The organism is Kribbella antibiotica, from assembly GCF_004349055.1.
GTDB lineage: Bacteria > Actinomycetota > Actinomycetes > Propionibacteriales > Kribbellaceae > Kribbella > Kribbella antibiotica.
Genome location: NZ_SMKX01000163.1, coordinates 1 through 18,849, shown reverse-complemented (window position 1 = coordinate 18,849; position 18,849 = coordinate 1). Strand labels below are relative to the sequence as shown.

At 65.9% G+C, this 18,849-nt stretch carries 18 protein-coding genes; 12 read left to right on the top strand and 6 right to left on the bottom strand.

All coding sequences use genetic code 11. The annotated features are described in order from the left end of the window. Nucleotides 1-338 (top strand): hypothetical protein (locus E1263_RS42975; protein ID WP_165956859.1); only part of this gene is annotated, 338 nt, incomplete at its 5' end. A 263-nt stretch (nt 339-601) separates the two neighbouring features. Here the strand turns inward: E1263_RS42975 and rfbB are convergent. The 6 genes from rfbB to E1263_RS35645 form a co-directional block, all read right to left on the bottom strand. Next, nucleotides 602-1,594 (bottom strand): dTDP-glucose 4,6-dehydratase, encoded by a 993-nt coding sequence (gene rfbB, locus E1263_RS35670; protein ID WP_202869218.1) that lies wholly within the window; start codon nt 1,592-1,594, stop codon nt 602-604. A gap of 3 nt (nt 1,595-1,597) precedes the next feature. Next, nucleotides 1,598-2,485: a glucose-1-phosphate thymidylyltransferase RfbA gene (rfbA, locus tag E1263_RS35665; RefSeq protein ID WP_132175617.1), complete on the bottom strand. Its 888-nt coding sequence runs from the start codon at nt 2,483-2,485 to the stop codon at nt 1,598-1,600. A gap of 93 nt (nt 2,486-2,578) precedes the next feature. Beyond that, a complete protein-coding gene (locus tag E1263_RS35660; RefSeq protein WP_132175615.1) occupies nt 2,579-3,406 on the bottom strand; it encodes a carbohydrate ABC transporter permease in 828 nt (275 codons plus the stop codon). Next, nucleotides 3,403-4,335 carry a carbohydrate ABC transporter permease gene (locus tag E1263_RS35655; RefSeq protein ID WP_132175613.1) on the bottom strand — a complete coding sequence of 311 codons (933 nt, stop codon included), beginning with the start codon at nt 4,333-4,335 and terminating at the stop codon, nt 3,403-3,405. The genes E1263_RS35660 and E1263_RS35655 overlap by 4 nt, the downstream gene beginning before the upstream one ends. A 14-nt stretch (nt 4,336-4,349) precedes the next feature. Next, nucleotides 4,350-5,747 (bottom strand): extracellular solute-binding protein, encoded by a 1,398-nt coding sequence (locus E1263_RS35650; RefSeq protein ID WP_132175611.1) that lies wholly within the window; start codon nt 5,745-5,747, stop codon nt 4,350-4,352. 182 nt (nt 5,748-5,929) lie between these two features. Continuing rightward, entirely contained in the window at nt 5,930-6,925 is a 996-nt protein-coding gene (locus E1263_RS35645) for an ABC transporter permease (protein ID WP_132175609.1), read from the bottom strand. Between the two features lie 106 nt (nt 6,926-7,031). Between E1263_RS35645 and E1263_RS35640 the strand changes: the two genes are divergently transcribed. The 11 genes from E1263_RS35640 to E1263_RS35590 form a co-directional block, all read left to right on the top strand. After that, entirely contained in the window at nt 7,032-7,625 is a 594-nt protein-coding gene (locus tag E1263_RS35640) for a TetR/AcrR family transcriptional regulator (RefSeq protein ID WP_132175607.1), read from the top strand. Nucleotides 7,626-7,795: 170 nt separating this feature from the next. Continuing rightward, a complete protein-coding gene (locus E1263_RS35635) occupies nt 7,796-9,049 on the top strand; it encodes an MFS transporter (RefSeq protein ID WP_165956858.1) in 1,254 nt (417 codons plus the stop codon). Continuing rightward, on the top strand, nt 9,049-10,224 hold the full coding sequence (locus E1263_RS35630; RefSeq protein WP_202869216.1) for a radical SAM protein: 1,176 nt from the start codon (nt 9,049-9,051) through the stop codon (nt 10,222-10,224). Before E1263_RS35635 ends, E1263_RS35630 begins: the two co-directional genes overlap by 1 nt. Before the next feature lies 1 nt (nt 10,225). Continuing rightward, nucleotides 10,226-10,480, top strand: coding sequence for an acyl carrier protein (locus E1263_RS35625; protein ID WP_132175603.1), 255 nt, complete (start codon nt 10,226-10,228; stop codon nt 10,478-10,480). Continuing rightward, nucleotides 10,477-11,661 carry a hypothetical protein gene (locus E1263_RS35620; protein WP_132175601.1) on the top strand — a complete coding sequence of 395 codons (1,185 nt, stop codon included), beginning with the start codon at nt 10,477-10,479 and terminating at the stop codon, nt 11,659-11,661. Before E1263_RS35625 ends, E1263_RS35620 begins: the two co-directional genes overlap by 4 nt. Next, nucleotides 11,651-12,619, top strand: coding sequence for a Gfo/Idh/MocA family protein (locus tag E1263_RS35615; protein WP_132175599.1), 969 nt, complete (start codon nt 11,651-11,653; stop codon nt 12,617-12,619). The genes E1263_RS35620 and E1263_RS35615 overlap by 11 nt, the downstream gene beginning before the upstream one ends. Then, complete coding sequence (locus E1263_RS35610; RefSeq protein WP_132175597.1) at nt 12,616-13,479, top strand: phosphotransferase family protein; 864 nt, start codon at nt 12,616-12,618, stop codon at nt 13,477-13,479. The genes E1263_RS35615 and E1263_RS35610 overlap by 4 nt, the downstream gene beginning before the upstream one ends. Further along, on the top strand, nt 13,476-14,501 hold the full coding sequence (locus tag E1263_RS35605; protein WP_132175595.1) for a hypothetical protein: 1,026 nt from the start codon (nt 13,476-13,478) through the stop codon (nt 14,499-14,501). The genes E1263_RS35610 and E1263_RS35605 overlap by 4 nt, the downstream gene beginning before the upstream one ends. Continuing rightward, nucleotides 14,498-15,619, top strand: a complete 1,122-nt coding sequence (locus tag E1263_RS35600) for a condensation domain-containing protein (protein ID WP_132175593.1) — start codon at nt 14,498-14,500, stop codon at nt 15,617-15,619. The genes E1263_RS35605 and E1263_RS35600 overlap by 4 nt, the downstream gene beginning before the upstream one ends. 74 nt (nt 15,620-15,693) lie before the next feature. Next, nucleotides 15,694-16,449 carry an ABC transporter ATP-binding protein gene (locus E1263_RS35595; RefSeq protein ID WP_132175591.1) on the top strand — a complete coding sequence of 252 codons (756 nt, stop codon included), beginning with the start codon at nt 15,694-15,696 and terminating at the stop codon, nt 16,447-16,449. Further along, on the top strand, nt 16,446-18,849 hold a 2,404-nt coding region (locus E1263_RS35590), incomplete at its 3' end, for an ABC transporter permease (RefSeq protein ID WP_238161855.1). The genes E1263_RS35595 and E1263_RS35590, both read left to right, overlap by 4 nt.

Here is an 18,849-nt window from a genome sequence, read left to right as displayed (position 1 = left end):
TCCTGAGCCTGCCCACCACCGCGGTCGAGGCCACCCCCTTCCGCGCCGACTACAAAGACGCCGCCCGCACCCTCAAGAACATCCGGGACCAGATCAAGTCCCAGGAAATCATCCACGACCCCCTCGGCCGCGACGCCCCCATCGACCACAACAAACTCACCCGCCTGGTCACCTTCATCGTCCGCCTGACCGTCGTCCTCACCCAGGCCCCCGAAGCAGCCGTCCTCATCCCCGCCGCCCTCGACGCCTTCGCCGAAGGCACCCCCGACCCCCAGGTCGAAGAACCCTTCGCCGAAAAACTCGAGTTCTGGCAAGAAACCTACGAAGACCTCGCGTAGCGGGCGCCCCCATTTGATGGGCTGACCCACGCCGTTGTGGGTGGGCCCACCGCATGCAGCTAGCCCACCCACAACGCGGTGGGCTGGCCCACTAAATGCACAGCGCCGGACCCGGTTGCGGTTGGTCGGGGCGGCTGCGTACCGACGGACGGGTGGTGGTCCCGCTCCAACACGCGCGCCGCGCTCAGCGCCAGTCGTTTCAGCCACTGACGGCGACCAGTACCCGTTCTTCGGTACACCGCACCCGCCGTCGCCGCGTTTCGTCAGGTGCCGGCGGCGTAGCGGGCTTCGGTGGTGCGCTTGGCTTCGTGCCACCAGACGGCGTTGTCGCGGTACCAGGTGATGGTTTGGGCCAGGCCTGACTCGAAGTCCTCGTACTGCGGGGTCCAGCCGAGCTCGGTGCGAAGTTTAGTGGAGTCGGTGGCGTAGCGGAGGTCGTGGCCGGGGCGGTCGGCGACTTGGTCGTAGGCGTCGGGCGATCGGTCCAGCAAGCGCAGGATCGCTTGTGTCACTTGCTTGTTGGAGCGTTCTTGGCCGGAGCCGATCAGGTAGGTGTCGCCCAGGCGTCCGCTGTCCAGGATCAGTTGTACGGCGGCATTGTGGTCGTCGACGTGGGTCCATTCGCGGACATTGGCGCCGGTGCCGTAGACCTTCGGACGGCTTCCCGTGAGCACGCTGGTGATGTGGCGCGGGATGAGCTTCTCGACATGCTGGTACGGGCCGTAGTTGTTGGCACAGTTGGAGATCGTCGCCGCAATCCCGTACGACCGCGTCCAGGCGCGGACCAGATGATCCGAGCTTGCTTTGGTCGCCGAGTACGGCGACGACGGGTCGTACCGCGTCGATTCGGTGAACCGCGTGCCCGTGTCCAACGGCAGCGCGCCGAACACCTCGTCGGTCGAGATGTGGTGCAGGCGGACGTCATGTCGCCGTACGGCTTCAAGGATGTTGAACGTGCCAACGACATTGGTCCGGATGAACGGCGCCGGGTCGCCGATCGAGTTGTCGACGTGCGACTCGGCCGCGAAGTGCACGACGATGTCGGACTGCCCGACCAGCTTGTCGACCAGCGCGGCATCGGCGATATCGCCTTCCACGAACTCGAAATCCGAGGAGCTCACCGCCGCCAGGTTCCGCCGATCGCCGGCGTACGTGAGCGCATCCAGCACAGTGACCCGCCCGTACGCCGCCACTGCGCCCGGCACGAAGTTGGCACCGATGAAACCCGCTCCCCCGGTCACCAGGATCCGGCTCATCGATCAGCCCAACCGCGAATACGTCGTACGGCGATCCAGCAGCCTCAGCAGGTATTCGCCGTACCCGGAGTTCCGTAGTGGTTCCGCAAGCAACCGCAGATCGTCGTCGCTGATGAACCCTTGCCGCCAAGCGGCTTCCTCGACACAACCGACCTTCAACCCGGTGCGATTCTCGAGCACCCGCACGAAATCGGACGCATCAGCCAGCGACTCGATCGTCCCGGTGTCCAGCCAGACCGACCCGCGATCCAGCATCTGCACCTGCAGTTTGCCGCGCCGCAGGTACTCCCGATTCACGTCAGTGATCTCGAGCTCGCCGCGAGCGCTGGGCTCCAGCGACCGAGCGATCTCCACCACGTCGTTGTCGTAGAAGTACAACCCGACCACCGCCGAGTTCGACCGCGGTTCACGCGGCTTCTCCTCGATCCCGATCGCCCGCCGATCCGCATCGAACTCCACCACGCCGTACCGGCGCGGATCCGCCACGGTATAAGCAAAAACCAGCCCACCCTCAGGATCCGCACAAGCCTTCAGCTCATCCCCGAACCCATCCCCGTAGAACAGGTTGTCCCCCAGAATCAGCGCCACTGCACCGTCCCCGATGAACTCCGCGCCCACCAGAAACGCCTCAGCGATCCCGTTCGGCCGCGCCTGCACCGCATAACTGAACGAGCACCCGAACTGCGCCCCATCCCCCAGCAACCGCTCAAAACTCGCGCGGTCCTCCGGAGTGGTGATGATCAGGATGTCGTTGATCCCCGCGCTCATCAGCGTGGCCAGCGGATAGTAGATCATCGGCTTGTCGTAGATCGGCATCAGATGCTTAGAGATGCCCCGAGCCATCGGGTACAACCGCGTCCCCGACCCACCAGCCAGCACGATCCCCTTCATCTGACCTCCTCCCACGGAGCCTAGGTCGACTACTTGCCCCCCGCAATCACCCCGGCGAGTCGCCTCAGCACACGCCGAGGCGACTCCGAGGCATTACCCCTTGATGGCTCCGCCGAGGGCGAAGGCACCGCCGAGCTTCTTGCTGAGCAACAGGTACAGCAACAACACAGGCATGGTGTAGATCAGCGAGTACGCCGCCAGCTGGCCGTAGTTCGGTTCGCCGTACTGCCCGAAGAAGGTGAAGATGCTGACGGAGGCGGGGAGTCGTTCCGGCGACAGCAGCAGCATGAAGGGGACGAAGAAGTTTCCCCACATCCCGATGAACGTGAAGATCAGCACCACGGCGATTCCCGGCCACATCAGCGGCAACACGATGCTCTTCAAAGCCCGCATGTTGCTAGCGCCATCAACCCATGCCGCCTCTTCCAGCGAGATCGGTACGCCGTCCATGAACGTCTTCGTCAGCCAGATCGCGAACGGCAGCGAGGCCGTCGCCATGAACATGATCGTTCCGCCCAGCGTGTCCACCAGGTTGAGCTGAACGAACAACCCGTACACCGGCACCATCACCGCAGTGATCGGCAACCCCGTACAGAACAACACAGTCAGCAAGAACGGCCGGTTGAACCGCGACTTGAACCGCGACAGCGGGTAGGCCGCCAGCACCGCACAAACCATGGTGAGCAGCGCCGACCCACCACACAGCACCAGGCCGTTGAAGACCGGCCGGTACGTCGTGTCGGTGTTCAGCACCGCCTTGAAGTTCCCCAACGTGGGATGCGTCGGAAACTCCACCCGCAGCCCGGCGGTCCGGTTGATGGAGGCGAACAGCACCCACAGCAACGGAAGGACGAACAAGATGCCGATGGCAAGCAGCACCAGGTTCGATGCGAGCTTCGAAAGCTTGTCCCGGGCTATCACGCTGCCTCCGTATTCAGTCCACGCAGGTAGATCAGCGAGAAGACGGCACCGATGGCCAGCATCACCAAGGCGATCGCGGTCCCGTAGCCGATCTGGGAGAAGCTGAACGCCTGCTCGTACATGTACAGCGGCAGCGTCTGCGACTTCGTCCCAGGACCACCGCGGGTCATTGCATAGATCAGACCGAACACGCTCAACGTCTGCAGCGTGATCAGCATCAGGTTGGTCATGATCGCGCGGCTGATCATCGGCAGCGTCACGAACACGAGCCGCCGCCAGCCGCCGGCGCCGTCCATCTCGGCCGACTCCTCGATCTCCTTCGGCACCTCACTCAGCGCCGCGGAATACACCAGCATCGAGAACGCCGTACCGCGCCAGATGTTGGCCAGCGCGACCGCAATGATCGGTGCCGCGTACAACCAGTCCTGACCCGGCAGACCGACCGCATGCAGCATCACGTTCAGCGTGCCCTCTTCGTTGAAGAACGCCGACAGCAGGTACGCCGCCACCACCTCGGGCAGCACCCACGCCCCGATGACCGCCGTACCGACGAAGTTGCGGACCACCTTGGTGGACTTGCGCATCAGCAGCGACAGCCCGAGTCCGAGCGTGTTCTGGCCGATGATCGCGGAGAGCAGCGTGAAGATCAGGGTCAGCCAGATCGCGTTCGTGAACGCGCCGCTGCCGAAGGCCTTACGGAAGTTGTCCAGTCCGATGAACGTCACGTTCGCGGCGCCGTTGCCGGTCAGCGCCATGTTCGTGAACGCGGCGTAGATGCAGTACGCGATCGGGCCGGCCAGGAAGACCAGCATGAGTCCGATGGCCGGGGTGAGCGGCAGCATCTTGATCAGGTTCGCGGCCCGCGGTTTCCCGCTGCGCCCAGCCTTGGGCGCAGCGGGAGCGGGGGTCGCGGCGACAGTAGTCGTCACAGGGAGGGATCCTTCTACTGGCCGGAGGTCGTCTTGTCCTTGCCGACAATGCCTTCGACTGCTTCGTCGTAGTTCTTGGCGGCGTCGTCCACCGACGACTGTCCGGTCATCACCGCCTCCATCGCGGTGATGATCTCGTTCGAGACCTTCGGGTACTCCGCGTAGGCCGGCCGGTAGACCGTGACCGAGACCAGGTCGGTGAAGAACTTCGTGCTCTCCGAGGAGGTCTTGTACGACGCATCCTCGGCAACGTCCTTGCGAACCGCGATCTGCGCACCGTCAGTCGCGTACTTGGCCGCGTTCTTCGGGGTCTGCAGGGTCTTGATCAGGTTCCAGGCGGCGTCGGGGTTCTTCGACTTGGCCGGGATCGCCCAGGTCCAGCCACCGGAGAGGCTGACCTTGCCCTTGCCGCTGCCGTCCTGGGTCGGCATCGCGGTCTGGCCCATCACCTTGCTCCACTCGGGCCACGGCTTGGCGCCGGTCTTCTGCCAGTTGCCGTAGATCCACGAGCCGTCGAGCGCGATGCCGAGCTTGCCACCAGGCAGCAGCTCGGTACCGACCTTGGAGCCCATGTTCGGGTCGAGCGCCTGCTTCGGCGTCGGGCCGATGCCCTCGTTCTTGTCGAAGACGGTCTTGATGAAGTTCAGCGAGTCCTTGAAGCCTTGGCTGCCGACGACCCACTTCTGCTGGTCGTTGTTGTAGAGCGTGTCCTTCGTTCCGTACAGGAGCATCTCGAAGCCCTGCATGGCCGAGCCTTCACCCATCGGCTTGCCCGAGTAGATGTTGAACGGCGTGACACCGGGGACCTTGGCCTTGATGGTCCGGGCCGCGCTCAGCACGTCGTCCCACGTCTTCGGCTGCCAGTCGGTCGGCAGGCCGGCCTTCGCGAAAATTTCCTTGTTGTACCACAAGGCCCGCGTATCCGTGCCGTCCGGAACTCCGTACGTCTTTCCGTCCAGCGCCTTGGCCGCGCCCTTGGCGGAGTCCTGGAACTGGCTCCACTGGTCCCACTTGCCGATGTACTCGTCGAGCGGCCGCAGGTAACCCGCGGTGATGTCGGAGTTGATCAGGAAGGTGTCTTCGTAGACGACATCCGGTGCGGTGTTCGGCGACCGCATCATCAGCTGCAGTTTGGTGTAGTAGTCGTTCTCACTCGCCACGATCGGCAGGACCTCGACCGTCGAACCGGGGTTCGCCGCCTCGTACTCGGACTTCACCCCGGCGAGGAAGGTCTTCATCGTCGTGCCCGGACCCCATTGCTGGTAGGCGATCTTGATGTTCGCCGGGCCGCTGCTCTGGCCGCCGGATTCCGGCTGCTTGGTCGACGACCCCTGACTACAGGCCGACACCGCCAGCAGCAGCGCGGACGCGGCCAGTGCACCGGCCGCTTTGAAACGTTTCCTTGTCACCATCAGGTCCACCTTCGGGCAATCGTTGTCATCCCCGTACTACGACCCGGACAGAGCGGGCTTTTGGCGAACTTAGGAGGCTGGAGCCTGCGAAGTCAATGGGTGAGAGACAACGTTGTCCACGCTGGAACGCGACGACGCGGTGACCATGTCATAACAATCAGGTCACCGCGCCGGAACATGATTCAGACGGTAGCGGGCGATGCCTCGTGACGACCATGGACGAAACGTTGCGACCGCATCGCACCCAGACCACATAGGAACAACCCGAGCGCGAACCACGCAGCCAGTACGACGAACGCCTGACCCGAACCCGCACCATCGAAGAAGCTCACGGAGCGCAACGCCGTACCGGCTGCTCCCGGAGGCAGGAGCTGTCCCAGTGCACCCCAACCGCCGGGCAGCATCTCCGGCGCGCTCGTCAGACCTGACAGCGGGTTGCCGAGCAGCATCATCACCGCAGCCCCGGCGCCGAGGCCGGCGATCCCGAACAGCCACTCCAGCCCGAGCAGCGTCAGACTGGTCGCCGCGATCGACAGCGCGATTACCCCGGAGTTCGCGAAGTAGTTGCCTTCGAAAGACCCCAGCCAGAACTGCAGTACGGCACCCAGCGCAAGCCCGCCCGTGATCGACAGCCCGACGGCTCCGAGCATCCGCTGCGAACCGGACTTGACCCGCATCGTCAGCACGGCCGCAGCCATGATCCCGCCGATCACCAGCGGAAGCGCACCAGCGGCCAGGCCGGCACCGCGCGGATCATCCGTCGGCAACGGTACGACGTCAGTCACCTTGGCCGGATGATCCGGCGAAACCCTGGTCGCCAACTGGGTCAGAATCTGCGCAACCGCCGGTCCACCAGCAGAAGCGGTCAGCACCTCGGGCTGAGCCGGGTCGAGCACGATGGCGCCATACACCTCTCGATCCTCGATCTTCTGTACGGCGGCAGCCCGGTCGGCGACGGCGGTGATCTCGAACCCGCCCGGCATCGCTTGTTCCAGCCCGGCCTGGACCTGGGCGACAGCCTGGCTCGGCCCGGCCACGGCCACCGGCAGGTCGCGAGGCGCGGATCGGGCCGCCGGCCAGGCGAAGGCGATCAGCAGCACGGTCAGCACCGCGGTGAGCAGAAGGACGACGGCAACCAGGGGCGTCCGGCGGTTCTCGGCCTGCGCCTCAGCGGTCATGGTGGGGACTCCTCAATTAAAACCGAATGATCGTTCTTTATTGATCCGAGCGTCCCGCACCGGCCCCGGATTTGTCAAGAACGGACATTCGTTTTAGGTTCGGGAGATGCCGAAGGTGACCGAAGAGCACCGCGTGGCCCGCCGCGCCCAGATCGTGGCCGCCGCCCGCTCCTGCGTGATCGACCAGGGCTTTCACAAGACGACGATGGCCGATGTCATCGCCGCCTCGGAGCTGTCCGCCGGAGCCGTCTACGGCTACTTCAAGAGCAAGGAGGAGATCGTCGCCGCGATCGCCGAGGAGGCGCTCAGCTCGGTCGACGAGCTGTTCGAGAACGCGATGGTCGGCGACGAGCCACTGAGCCCGACCCTGGTGCTCGAGCGGGTTCTGAAGCACATCGTCTCCATCGCCGACCGGCCCGGCGGCGACGTCACCAAGATCGCCCTTCAGGCCTGGGCCGAGTCGCTGCGCAATCCGGCCGTGAAGGCGATCGCCGAGGGCAAGTACCGGATGCTCCGCGGCCGCTTCGTCGAGGTCGCACGCCGCGCCCAGGCCGACGGCACCATCCCTGCCGATGCCGATCCCGAGGTCGTCGCCCAGGTGCTGTTCGGCTTCGTGCCGGGCTTCATCCTGCAGCGCCTCCTGCTCGGCGATGTCACCGCCGAGAGCTACACCGCAGGCCTGCGCGCCATCCTTCGCTGAGTAAGTCATCTGATGTCCCAAAAATGAGAGTCCGTACCACTTGTCGTCCCCCGCCAGGAATTCATGAAGTAGCTCTTGAGTAGCGCCACCTACCCGGTTAAGTTGTCCGAGCACTTCATTCAGGACCTAAAGAAAGCCGGGACAGCCAACCGACGCTGGGGAGTCGACGGGTGCGCGGACGGACGATCACACAGACACGGCCAGACGCTGATCTGACCTGGTACTGGAGCAGTCAAACGGCGAGCTTCGCCGGTGACCGGCTGACCGGTTTCGCCGTTCCCAGCATCGCGATTCTCAGCCTCAACGCATCCAGCGCCCAGGTCGGAGTCTTGTCCGCGCTGGGCTGGTTCGCCTACCCCGCCTTCGGCCTGGTCGCCGGTGCAGCGCTCCCCCACATCCCGCGCCGCCGCGTGATGATCATCGGTGAGGTCATCCGCTTCGCCGTCTTCGCGACGATCCCGCTGGCCGCGGCGCTCGGCGGAGCCGGGATGGGCCAACTCTTCGTCGTGGTTGCGGTCGCCGGTGTCGCGATGGTGTTCGTCGACGTCGCTGGGCAGTCCTACCTGCCGGCCCTGGTCGAACCGCAACACCTCGTCGGCGCCAACGCACTGATTGGCATGAACGCGAGGGTGCAGAGCTCTGACAGCGCATCCAAGCTCGTCGGTCCCGCGCTGGCCGGCCTGCTCTTGCGGACCACCGGCTCCACGATCGGCATGCTGCTAAGCACACTGCCGTTCCTAGCATCGGCGTACGGGCGGACGAGGATCACCACCGTCGAGCCGCCGGTAGACGCAGCACGAGAGCCCATGCTGCAGCGGATCCGTACCGGCTTCGATTTCGTACGGCGTCATCCCATCCTCCGCCGACAAGTCGGTGCGGCCGCGGTGCGCAGTTTCGGCTCCGGCATGGTCGACGCCGTACTGCTCCTCTTCGCGTACCGCGTTCTCGGGCTCTCCAGCCTGGCTGGCGGTCTACTGATCGCCGCAGGTTCAGTCGGCGGTCTCCTGGGTGCATTCGGAGCCAACCGCCTCGCCATCAAACTGGGTACCCGCAGAGTGCTGCTCCTGACCAGCGTGGAAGCCCTGTGCTGGCTAGCAATTCCGCTCTGCCTCGTGACTGCCCCTGCGATCACGCTGGTCCTCATCCGCGTGCTGGCTGGTGGCTGGCTGCCGGTGTGGAACGTCGTGACCACCAGTGTCCGTCAGCAGCTCACTCCGGCCGCGCTGCAGAGCACAGTGCACGCAACGGCTCGCACGCTCACCTCTTCCACCGTCCCGCTCGGGGCGCTCACTGGCGGCTTCGCCGGCGGCGTACTGAGCTCTCAGCTCGGGGCTGCCACCGGCCTCGTCCTCGTACTCGCGGCAGGAGGTGTGATCGCCGGAAGCAGTGCATTACTCGTCGCTACCACTCCCCGGGAGGTCTGATGCGCCCCACCACGACCCGCACCCTGAACAACAAAGAGTTCGCCGACATCCTGCACACCGTCTCGATCCGGTCCAAGGCTCGCAAGAACCTGTTGCTCGACCCCGAGTACGCCGCACCGCTGCCGCAGGAGATCAGCCTGCAGCTGACGTACAAGTGCAACCTGCGCTGCACCCACTGCTACCAGTGGAACGAGCAGGGCTTCTTCCGCGACTTCAGCGTCGAGCGCCAGCGCACCGAGCTGGAACTGAGCGTCATCGAGGACGTGCTGAAGACGACCGCGCCGGTCCGCTCGAAGATGTTCTTGTGGGGCGGCGAGCCCTTGATGCACACCAAGTTCGACGAGATCGCGAAGCTGCTGGAGAAGTACCCGCGGACCGTCAACATGTGCACGAACGGCCTGCTGTTCAAGCGCAAGGTCGATGACCTGCTCCGGATCGGCGAGAACCTCAACCTGCTGGTCAGCCTGGACGGACTGGGCGAGGACCATGAGGCGCTGCGCGGCCGCGGCACGTTCAAGCGGACCATGGAGAACATCCAGATGATGCTGGATCTCAAGCGCGACGGGAAGTGGGACGGCGAGCTTTCCTTGTCCTGCATGGTCTCCCACGTCACCGTGCACAAGATGTACGAGTTCATGGAGTGGGCCGAGGAGCTCGGCGTCAACACCGTCTACTTCCAGTTCCCCTGGTACATCAGCCCGTCGGTTGCCGAGGCGATGGACGCTCTTTACGAGAAGTCGTTCGCGTGGCTGAAGCCGAACACCGCTACCAAGAAGCCCACCTGGCATTCGTACACCTACCAGCTGCCCGAGGAAGAACTTCCCGCGCTCCGTGAGTCGATGGCCCGGCTCGCGTCCCGCGCCTGGAACGTCCGGCTGCGCTACCAGCCGCAGCTCGAGGACGATGAGGTCACCGACTTCATCCTCGGTACGTCGCGCCCTGCGCAGCACCGCAGTAAGTGCTTGGCGGTCTCCAACCGGATGGAGGTCCACGCCGACGGCGCCGTGAGCTCCTGCAAGTTCTTCCCGGAGTTCGTCGTCGGCAACCTCTACGAGCAGTCGGTCAACGATCTGTGGCAGAGCCAGTCGTTCCGCGAGGTCCGCCGGATCATGTCCGAGAACGGAATGATGCCGGTCTGCTCGAAGTGCATTCTTCTCTACCTGAACGGGGTGTGACATGGAGATTGAGAACAGGGTCAAGGCCGTCCTCGCCAAGGTGCTGGACAACGGTATGACGGCCGCGGAGATCGGCTCGGGTGCGGACCTGGTCGAGGAGTACGGCCTGGACTCGCTGCAGACGATCACGTTCCTGCTCGCGATCGAGGACGAGTTCGACCTGGAGCTCGACTATCCCAACCTGCAGCTGGACGACCTGCGGTCGGTGCGGCAGTTCAGCACCTTCGTGGAGCGACTGGCGGCTCCAGTGCAATGACGGTTCGCTTCGGCACGTTCGACGCGGAGACCTGGTGGCGGCCCGACGACCTGGCCGAGCTGCCATCGGTCGGCGGCCACGACCCCGCGGTCGACTCGATGGACGAGCTGCTGCTGGGCTTCTGCGCGCCGAACGACCTGCTCATCACCAGGTACCCGATCCACCCGGATCTCCTAGATCCTCGGATTCGCCACATCTCCGTGGACGACCCAGGCCCCGGTCCGATAGAGCGGTACATCAGTCCTGAGCTGGTTCGCGATGAACCAGTTGCCCCGTACGCCATCCTCCCGGACACCTCAAGGTTGCTCGGGGCAAGCGTTCCGCCCAGCGAGGTCGTTGCCCTGGTCAACTCCAAGACCTGGTCCAACGAGTTGGTGATCGAGCTCGGCCTTCCCGGCGCAGGCCGAGTCGTTCGCTCAACCGACGAGCTCGTCGAAGCCGTTACTGCGCTAGATTTCCGAGCGCTGGTGAAGGACCCGTACGGCGTCTCCGGTCGCGCGCTGCTGGAGATCACCACCCCCGGCGTCTTGCGGGCGGTGGAGCGCGTGCTGCGCAAAAGCAACCTCCGGGTCGAGCTACTCGTTCAGGAGAAGCTGCCCAAACAGCATGACTTCTCCGGACACCTGCACCTCCGCCAAGACGGTACGGCGGAATTCCTCGGCCTGCAGCAGATGACCAACAAGGGCTTCCGTCACCTCGGTTCGCACCGACCACCACCGGCCCTAGTCGACGAAGGCTGGTACGCCGACTCGCTGGCCGGCGTGACCGACGCCCTAACAAAGGCTGGTTACTGGGGGCCGGTCGGGGTCGACGCCATGATCCTCCCCGACGGGACCGTCGTACCGGTGCTGGAAATCAACGCTCGCCAATCGCTCGGTCTGCTGACTCTGCACCTGGAGCAGCGGACCGACCTGACCGCCCACCTGTGGCAGCTCGAACTGAACATTGCTCCAGGCAAGGGAATTACCGACGTGCTGACCGCCTTCGACGGTCTGCTCAGCACCGGCGACCGGCCAGGCGTACAGGTGCTGAACGGCAGCACCCTGGCCGCGCCCGGTGGCCGCGTGTACCTGGCGATCTTCTGTCGTCCGGACGACCTCGGCCAGTGGCAACGCCACTCGGTGGCCGCGGTCGGCTCGGCCGGCCTGACACTACGAGGGATGACCACCGATGCCGCTTGAAATCGGCCTGATCGGAGCCACCGGGATCGCTGCCCGCACCATGCTGGCACCGGCCTCCACGGCGAACGCCCATGTCCGCGCAGTCGCCGCCAGTGACGCCGTACGGGCCAAGGAGTTCGCCAACCAGTACGGGATCGAGGTCGTCCACGAGAACTACGCAGCGCTGCTCGCCGACCCATCCGTCGACGCCGTCTACATCTCGCTGCACAACTCGGCCCATCACCGCTGGGCGGTCCGCGCAGCCGTCGCCGGCAAACACGTGATCGTCGAGAAACCCTTGTGCCTGACGGCCGAGGAGGTCGCCGAGCTCGAGTTCGCCGCCGACGGCGCCGTCCAGGTGACCGAAGCCGTCGCCACCGCCAACCACGAGTGGCAGCGCGTCGTCCGCTCCTTCATCGAAGACAGCCGGTACGGCGCTCTGCGAGCCGTCCACACCCGGATGACGTTCGCCGAGCCCAAACCCGGCGGCTATCGCGACGACCCCACTCTCGGCGGCGGCATCTTCTACGACTGCGCCAGCTACTGGCTCCAAGCGCTCCAGGCAACAGTCGGCCTGGACTCGGAGACCGACGCCGTCGAGGTCACCGGCGAGTCGGCGTTCGACGGGCCCAACGGTGTCGACCGGTCCTTCGTCGCCACCCTCCACTGGCCGGAAACCACAGCGACGTTGGAGTGCGGCGTCGGCCCCAACCACACCAGCGAGCACCTCTTCGAGTTCGAGGGCGCGACGGTCAAGCTCCGCAACTTCCTCCGCCCAGTCATTGCGGCCCTCCCCCTCAACCTGGTGGTGACGCCGGTCAACGGAGAACGCGAGGTCATCAGCTTCGCCCCGGTGTCGTACTACGAGCGCCAGCTCACACGTTTCGTCGAAGGCACCTCCGACCTGGCCGACGCCGTACCGAGGATCGAGCTGATGGACGCCATCTACGCCGACGCCCGCCGGAAGGCCAGCCGATGAACATCAAAGGATTGCTGGCCGACGCAGGCCGCGACCCGGATGAACTCACTGCAGTGACCGAGCTCGCCGACGGCACCTACAACACGGTCCATCGACTGGAGCTGACCAGTGGCGACCTTGTTCTGAAGGTGGCGCCAACTGGTCCTGGACTCACCCACGAGCAGGACCTTATCCAGACCGAGGCGATGTTCTACCAAGCAGCACTCGGCAAAGCGCCGGTCCCGGAAGTCGTCTACTACGGACCCGACTTCCTCCTGATGACCGCACTCCCCGGTGTGACGCTCCACAGCGTCTCCGCCGACCGAGCGCAGTACCAGCGGGAGCTCGGGGCGATCATCTCGAGCCTGCACGAGGTCACCGGCACCGACGGCTTCGGCTATCCGCAACGCGGTCTCAAGGACTCCTGGAGCAGGACCTTCCTCGGCATGTTCGACGACGTCCTGGCCGATGCCGAGCGGTACGACGTCACGCTCGGCGACAAGGTGTCCCGGCAGCTCGTGACCGACCGCACCGCCTTGCTCGACTCCGTCGCAGTACCAAGGCTGATCCACTTCGACATCTGGGACGGCAACGTCCTGGTGGAGGACGGCAGAGTGACCGGCCTGATCGACGGCGAGCGCGCTTTCTGGGGCGACCCGGTAGCGGAGTTCGCCTCGCTCACTCTCTTCGGCGACCTCGACCCCGAGCTACTCGGCGGGTACGGCGCCGACATCGACCGTGAGCGGCTTTCGCTGTACCGCGTCTACCTCTACCTGATCATGCTCGTCGAGGGCACCCCGCGCGGCTATACCGGCCCCGACCGCGCCGCCCTCGTCAAACTGGTCGAGCGGCACCTGGCCAAGGACCTGGCGACGCTGTGATCGAGGTCCTCACGTCCGGCGTCGCGTTAGGCGTCCACGTGCCCGGTCTCCTCCTGGCCGACCGCATCCGTGACCAGGGCGGCCGAGTCTCCGTCTCAGTCCTGGAACGCCTGATGCCGCCCAAGACCCTGGAAACCACCGCCCAGTCCAAGCTGGCGTTCCACCGCGACTTCCGCGTCGCCATGGCTGGTCAGAAGCTCGCCGGGAACGCCTCCCGCGCCGCCGACCCCGCAGCCGTCGCTGCACTCTTCGCAGACTGGCAGTCCAGGCAGGTGAGCCGCTTCGTGGTCTTCTCCGGCTTCTGGCTCACCCTGCTCGCCGACTACCTCGAGCAGCACGGACCGGTCGATGTGGACATCTGCCACGTGGACTCCGTCATCTCCCCGTCCTTCCAAAAGGTCGGTACGCCGCCCTACCCGGTCCGGCACGTGAAACTCGCAGATGCTGACGCTGGGACGATTCCGTGCAGCATCCCGGTCAGCCGCGACGCGCCGATCCCGTGGACCGACCGCGACCGCCGGCTGCTCGTCCATGGTGGCGGCTGGGGCATGGGCACCTACCGCGAGTACGCCGCCCAGCTGGGAAGCGTCGGCTTCGCTCTGGACGTGGTCGCGTACGAGAAGCAGGACCTCACCTCAGATGGCGTCCGCTACTTCATGATCGACCCCGACTGGCACCCGTGGCTCGACGACGGCTATCCGCCGTTCGGGCTTGCTGGTGAGGCATTCGAGCAGCGCACCGGTCACCACGGCTCGTTCGACCTCTGCCGCCAGGCGTTGGCAACCGTCAGCAAGCCAGGCGGCGGCACTCTACTGGACTCGCTCTGGTCGGCCTCCCCACTCGTGCTCCTGGAGCCATTCGGCGCGCATGAGCAACGCAACGCCGACCTGTGGATCTCACTCGGCTACGGCATCGCTTTCGAGGACTGGGCCCGGCAGGACTTCGCAGTCGAGGTGCTGCAAGACCTCCACGAGGCACTGCTCAAGGCGGAGGTGCCTGACTACTCGGAGGCGCTGCTGTGACCCTCCCGACCTCGCTGTGGCAGACGTTCGCTCTCAAGCTAGATGCGGATCGGCCGGGGTTCGCCCGCGGCCCATGGTTCACCATGAACGCGGTACTCGGGCTGGATGGCGTACTGGACCACAGCCGGCTCGCCACGGCATTCGACGAGTTGCAGCGACGGCACGCCGTGCTGCGCACTGAGATCGTCGACCACACTCAGCACATTCACGGCAGCCCAACGGCCGAGCTGGAGCTAGTGGATGAGGTCGAGACGCACGCCGAAGTACCACTGGCCGCACCAGTCCGGCTGCGCTTGGCCGGCAACCGGCTCGCCCTCCACCTGCACCACATGATCGCTGACCCGGTGACGCTCTGGAACACGCTGAACGAGCTGGCCGCGCTCTACTCCAACACCGCCGTACCGCCTGCTGCGCAGTACGCCGACTACACGCTCAACGAAGCCGAGCTGGTCGAGCGGCAACGCGGTCCGGCCGGAGACTGGTGGCAGTCCCGCATCGCTGACGCCAAGCCCTGCCCTCAACCACCACTCCAGCCGGCCAAGCAGTTCGCCTACCGCCAGCAGCTACTGAGCCCCGACGAGCTCGCTGCGGTCAACCAGCGCACACTGCAACAGCGCAGTACGCCGCTCGTCACGTTGCTCACCGCGTTGGCCGCCGGCATGACGCCGTACGTAGGGGCTGGGGACACGCTGGTGTTCGCCACCCTGTTCAGCAAACGCGACCGGCCGCAGTGGCAGCGGGTGCTCGGCCCTTGCATCGTGCCGTCAGCCATCGCGATCCCACGTGATGGTGACATCGCCGCAGTGCGGGAGGCGGTCGTCGGCTGCAGCCGGTATGCGCGCTTCCCCGTTCTGGAAGCTCAGATGCCGGACCAGTCCCCGTTCTTCGAGTACGTGCCGCAGCAGTGGCCGGCCGGCTACCAGTTCGGCCCAGTACACGGCTCGGTCGCCGCAGTGGCCGGCCCCAAGGACACCGGTCTCGCCGACATCCTCGGCATCCGCCTCCGCCCCACCACCGACGGTGCCCTCACCGGACACTTCAGCGGCGACGGAACCGACTGGACCGAGCCCCTGGTCGCCCAGCTCAGCGCACGCATGCGCAGCCAGCTACTGGCTTAGGTGGACTTTCCACCACCATTGCCGACGACTCAACACCCTGGGGCGCGCGGCCGCTGAACCGTAGCGTCCTGAGCATGACGAACGAGCACTCTGTGGTTCTCCAGGACGTACGACGGGTCTATGGCCGCGGCAGCAACGCGGTGACCGCTTTGGACGGGGTCAGCATCAGTTTCGGCCGCGGCACCTTCACCGCGGTGATGGGTCCGTCGGGCTCCGGCAAGAGCACATTCCTGCACTGCGCGGCCGGGCTCGACCGGCCGACCTCGGGCTCGGTTCTGATCGACGGCCAGCCGCTGGCCGGGATGCGGGAGCGCCAGCTCACCGAACTGCGTCGTGAGCGGATCGGCTTCGTGTTCCAGTCCTTCAATCTCCTTCCTGCGTTGACTGTCTGGCAGAACGTCGTCCTCCCGCAGGAGCTCGACGGCCGCCGGCCGAACAAGGCCGCTGTCCGCGAGGTGCTCGAGCGGGTAGGCCTCAGCGACAAGCAGAAGAACCGTCCCGGTGAGCTGTCCGGTGGTCAGCAGCAGCGCGTCGCGATCGCCCGTGCGCTGGTCGCCCGCCCGGCGGTGATCTTCGCCGACGAGCCCACTGGTGCGCTCGATACACAGACTGCGGCCGACGTTCTTGAGCTGCTGCGGGAGCCGGTTCGCACCCAGGGACAAACCGTCGTGATGGTCACGCACGATCCGGTGGCAGCGTCGTACGCGGACCAGGTCGTCTTCCTCGCCGACGGCCGCCTCGCGGGCAACCTGATCGCCCCGACGGCCGAACAAGTCGCCGACCGGATGACCCACCTCGGCGCGCGCGGCAAGCTGGCGGTGGCCGGATGATGCGGCTCGCGATCCGCACCCTGCGCTTCCGCAAGGGCGGTTTCATCGCCACCTTCGTCGCGGTCGTCTTCGGTACGGCGATCGTGATGGCCTGTGGCGGTCTGATGGAGACCGGTATTCGCTCGAACGTCGAGCCGCAGCGACTCGCGGCCGCCCCGATCGTGGTGACCGGCCAGCAGTCGCACAAGCCGGCCGGCGCCGATGAGGACCTGGACGCGTTTCCGCTGACCGAAGTCTCCGGCGTACCGAGCGATCTGCTGACCAAGATCCGTTCCGTCGAGGGCGTCACCGGCGCGATCGGCGACCGCACCTTCGCCGCGCCGATCGTCGGCTTGGCCGGTCCAGTGGTTGCCCAAGGCCACAACTGGGCGAGCGCCGCACTGGCGCCGTACAGGCTTGTTAGTGGCGGTGCTCCTTCGGTCGGGGAGGTCGTCAGCACGACCGGCACGGTGGGCGACCGACTGAAGGTGTTGGTCCGCGGCGTACCGCAGACCTTCACGGTCAGCGGGATCGTCACCGGCCCGGCCGGTCACACCTTCTTCAGCGAGCGCGACGCGACTCGCCTTAGCCACACCCCCGACCGGTACGCCGCCATCGGCGTACTGGTTGCCCCGGGCACTGACCTCGACGCGGTCAGTGAGCGGATCGAGGCGCTCGGCGACCTGACAGTGCGCAGCGGTATCGATCGCGGTCTGGCTGAGCACCCCGGCACCGAGGTCCAGCGGACCGCGCTGATCTCGATCGCGGGATCGTTCGGCGGGATCGCGGTCATGACGATGATGTTCGTCGTCGCGTCCACCCTTGCCCTGTCCGCGCAACACCGCGAACGCGAGTTCGCCCTCCTCCGTGGCATCGGTACGACGCCCGGCCAGGTACGGCGGATGATCCTCGGCGAGGGTCTCCTCGTGGCACTGCCGGCCGTTGCTGTCGGCATCATTCCGGGTCTGCTTCTCGGGCGGTTCCTCTTCGACCAGCTGGCCGCGCACGGGGTGGCGGCACCGGTCATCTCCTTCTACCAAGGGCTGATTCCGTTCGCAGCCGGTGCTGGTGGAGCGATTCTCGCGGTGATCGGTGCCGCACTGATCGCGGCACGGAAGTCGGCCAAGATCAAGCCGGTGCAGGCGTTGATGGAGTCGTCGCTGCAGCGGAAGTGGTTCAGCTGGGTGCGTCTGATCTCCGGCCTGCTCTTCCTCGGCGGCGGTATCGCCCTGGTGATCATCACCGCCACCGTCATGGTCGGCCCGCTCGCCGGTGCGACCGCCGGACCGTCCGTACTGTGCTGGGCAATCGGTGTCGCATTACTCGGTCCGTTCTGGACCAAGCTCGCGCTGCTGCTCTGGCGCTGGCCCGTCCAGCTCCTCAGCCGCGTCAACGGTCGCCTGGCAATCCGCAACATGTCCGTGCGTTCGGTCGCGATGTCGGCCGCCGTGATGCCGGTGATGCTTGCCGTCGGCATCTCCACCGCCAACCTCTACATGCAGACCACCCAGGTCGATGCGGCGGCGAAAGCATTCACCCGCGACCTCAACGCCGACATCGTCCTGACCTCAACCGTCGGCATGTCACCGCGACTTGTCGAGCAGGTGCAGTCGGTCTCCGGTGTCACCGGTGCGTCGGCGTACGTTCGCAGTACCGGCGTAATCGACGAACCCCAAGGCGCCCCTCTCGACGACGACGGCGCCTCACTCATCGGCATCGACGCCCAAGGACCCGCACCGGTCCGACCGACCGCCGGCTCGCTCGCCGACCTGACCGGATCGACCGTCGCGCTCCCGGACTACATCGCACAGAAGATCAACCGCGGCGTCGGCTCCAAGATCACCATGACGCTTGGCGACGGCGCCTCCGTCACCCTGCGAGTGGTCGCAACCTTCGCCGCCGAACGCGGCTACGAAAGCATCGTCCTCCCCGCAGCCCTCGTCACCGCCCACACCACCGACGGCCTCGTTCACCAGATCCTCGTCAAGGCCAAGCCCGGTACCGACCTGACCAAACTCGCCGCTGCGAACCCCGGCGTACAGGTATCCGACCGCGCTGCCCTCGTCTCGGCCAACGCCGAAGACCAGAAAACCCAAGCCTGGGTCAACTACATGCTCGTCGGCATGCTCATCGCCTACACCGCAGTCTCGGTCGTCAACACCCTCGTCTCCACCACCCTGCGCCGCCGCCGAGAGTTCGCCCTGCAACGCCTCACCGGCTCCACCCGCAACCAAGTCCTCCGCATGCTCACCGCCGAAAGCACCCTCATCGCCCTCTCCGGCATCACCCTAGGCACCCTCGTAGCCCTAGCCTGCTTGCTCCCCTTCTCCGCAAAGGTCGCCCACTCCCTCCCCACCGGCCCGCTCTGGATCTACTTCGTCATCGTCGGCGCCGCAGCGACCCTCACCTTCGCCTCCACCC

Excerpts from the sequence above, each read along its gene's own strand:
- rfbB (WP_202869218.1), bottom strand. The coding sequence starts at position 1,594 with ATGAGCCGGATCCTGGTGACCGGGGGAGCGGGTTTCATCGGTGCCAAC.
- E1263_RS35615 (WP_132175599.1), top strand. The coding sequence starts at position 11,651 with ATGCCGCTTGAAATCGGCCTGATCGGAGCCACCGGGATCGCTGCCCGC.
- E1263_RS35620 (WP_132175601.1), top strand. The coding sequence starts at position 10,477 with ATGACGGTTCGCTTCGGCACGTTCGACGCGGAGACCTGGTGGCGGCCC.
- rfbA (WP_132175617.1), bottom strand. The coding sequence starts at position 2,485 with ATGAAGGGGATCGTGCTGGCTGGTGGGTCGGGGACGCGGTTGTACCCG.
- E1263_RS35650 (WP_132175611.1), bottom strand. The coding sequence starts at position 5,747 with ATGGTGACAAGGAAACGTTTCAAAGCGGCCGGTGCACTGGCCGCGTCC.
- E1263_RS35640 (WP_132175607.1), top strand. The coding sequence starts at position 7,032 with ATGCCGAAGGTGACCGAAGAGCACCGCGTGGCCCGCCGCGCCCAGATC.
- E1263_RS35630 (WP_202869216.1), top strand. The coding sequence starts at position 9,049 with ATGCGCCCCACCACGACCCGCACCCTGAACAACAAAGAGTTCGCCGAC.
- E1263_RS35645 (WP_132175609.1), bottom strand. The coding sequence starts at position 6,925 with ATGACCGCTGAGGCGCAGGCCGAGAACCGCCGGACGCCCCTGGTTGCC.
- E1263_RS35610 (WP_132175597.1), top strand. The coding sequence starts at position 12,616 with ATGAACATCAAAGGATTGCTGGCCGACGCAGGCCGCGACCCGGATGAA.
- E1263_RS35625 (WP_132175603.1), top strand. The coding sequence starts at position 10,226 with ATGGAGATTGAGAACAGGGTCAAGGCCGTCCTCGCCAAGGTGCTGGAC.
- E1263_RS35595 (WP_132175591.1), top strand. The coding sequence starts at position 15,694 with ATGACGAACGAGCACTCTGTGGTTCTCCAGGACGTACGACGGGTCTAT.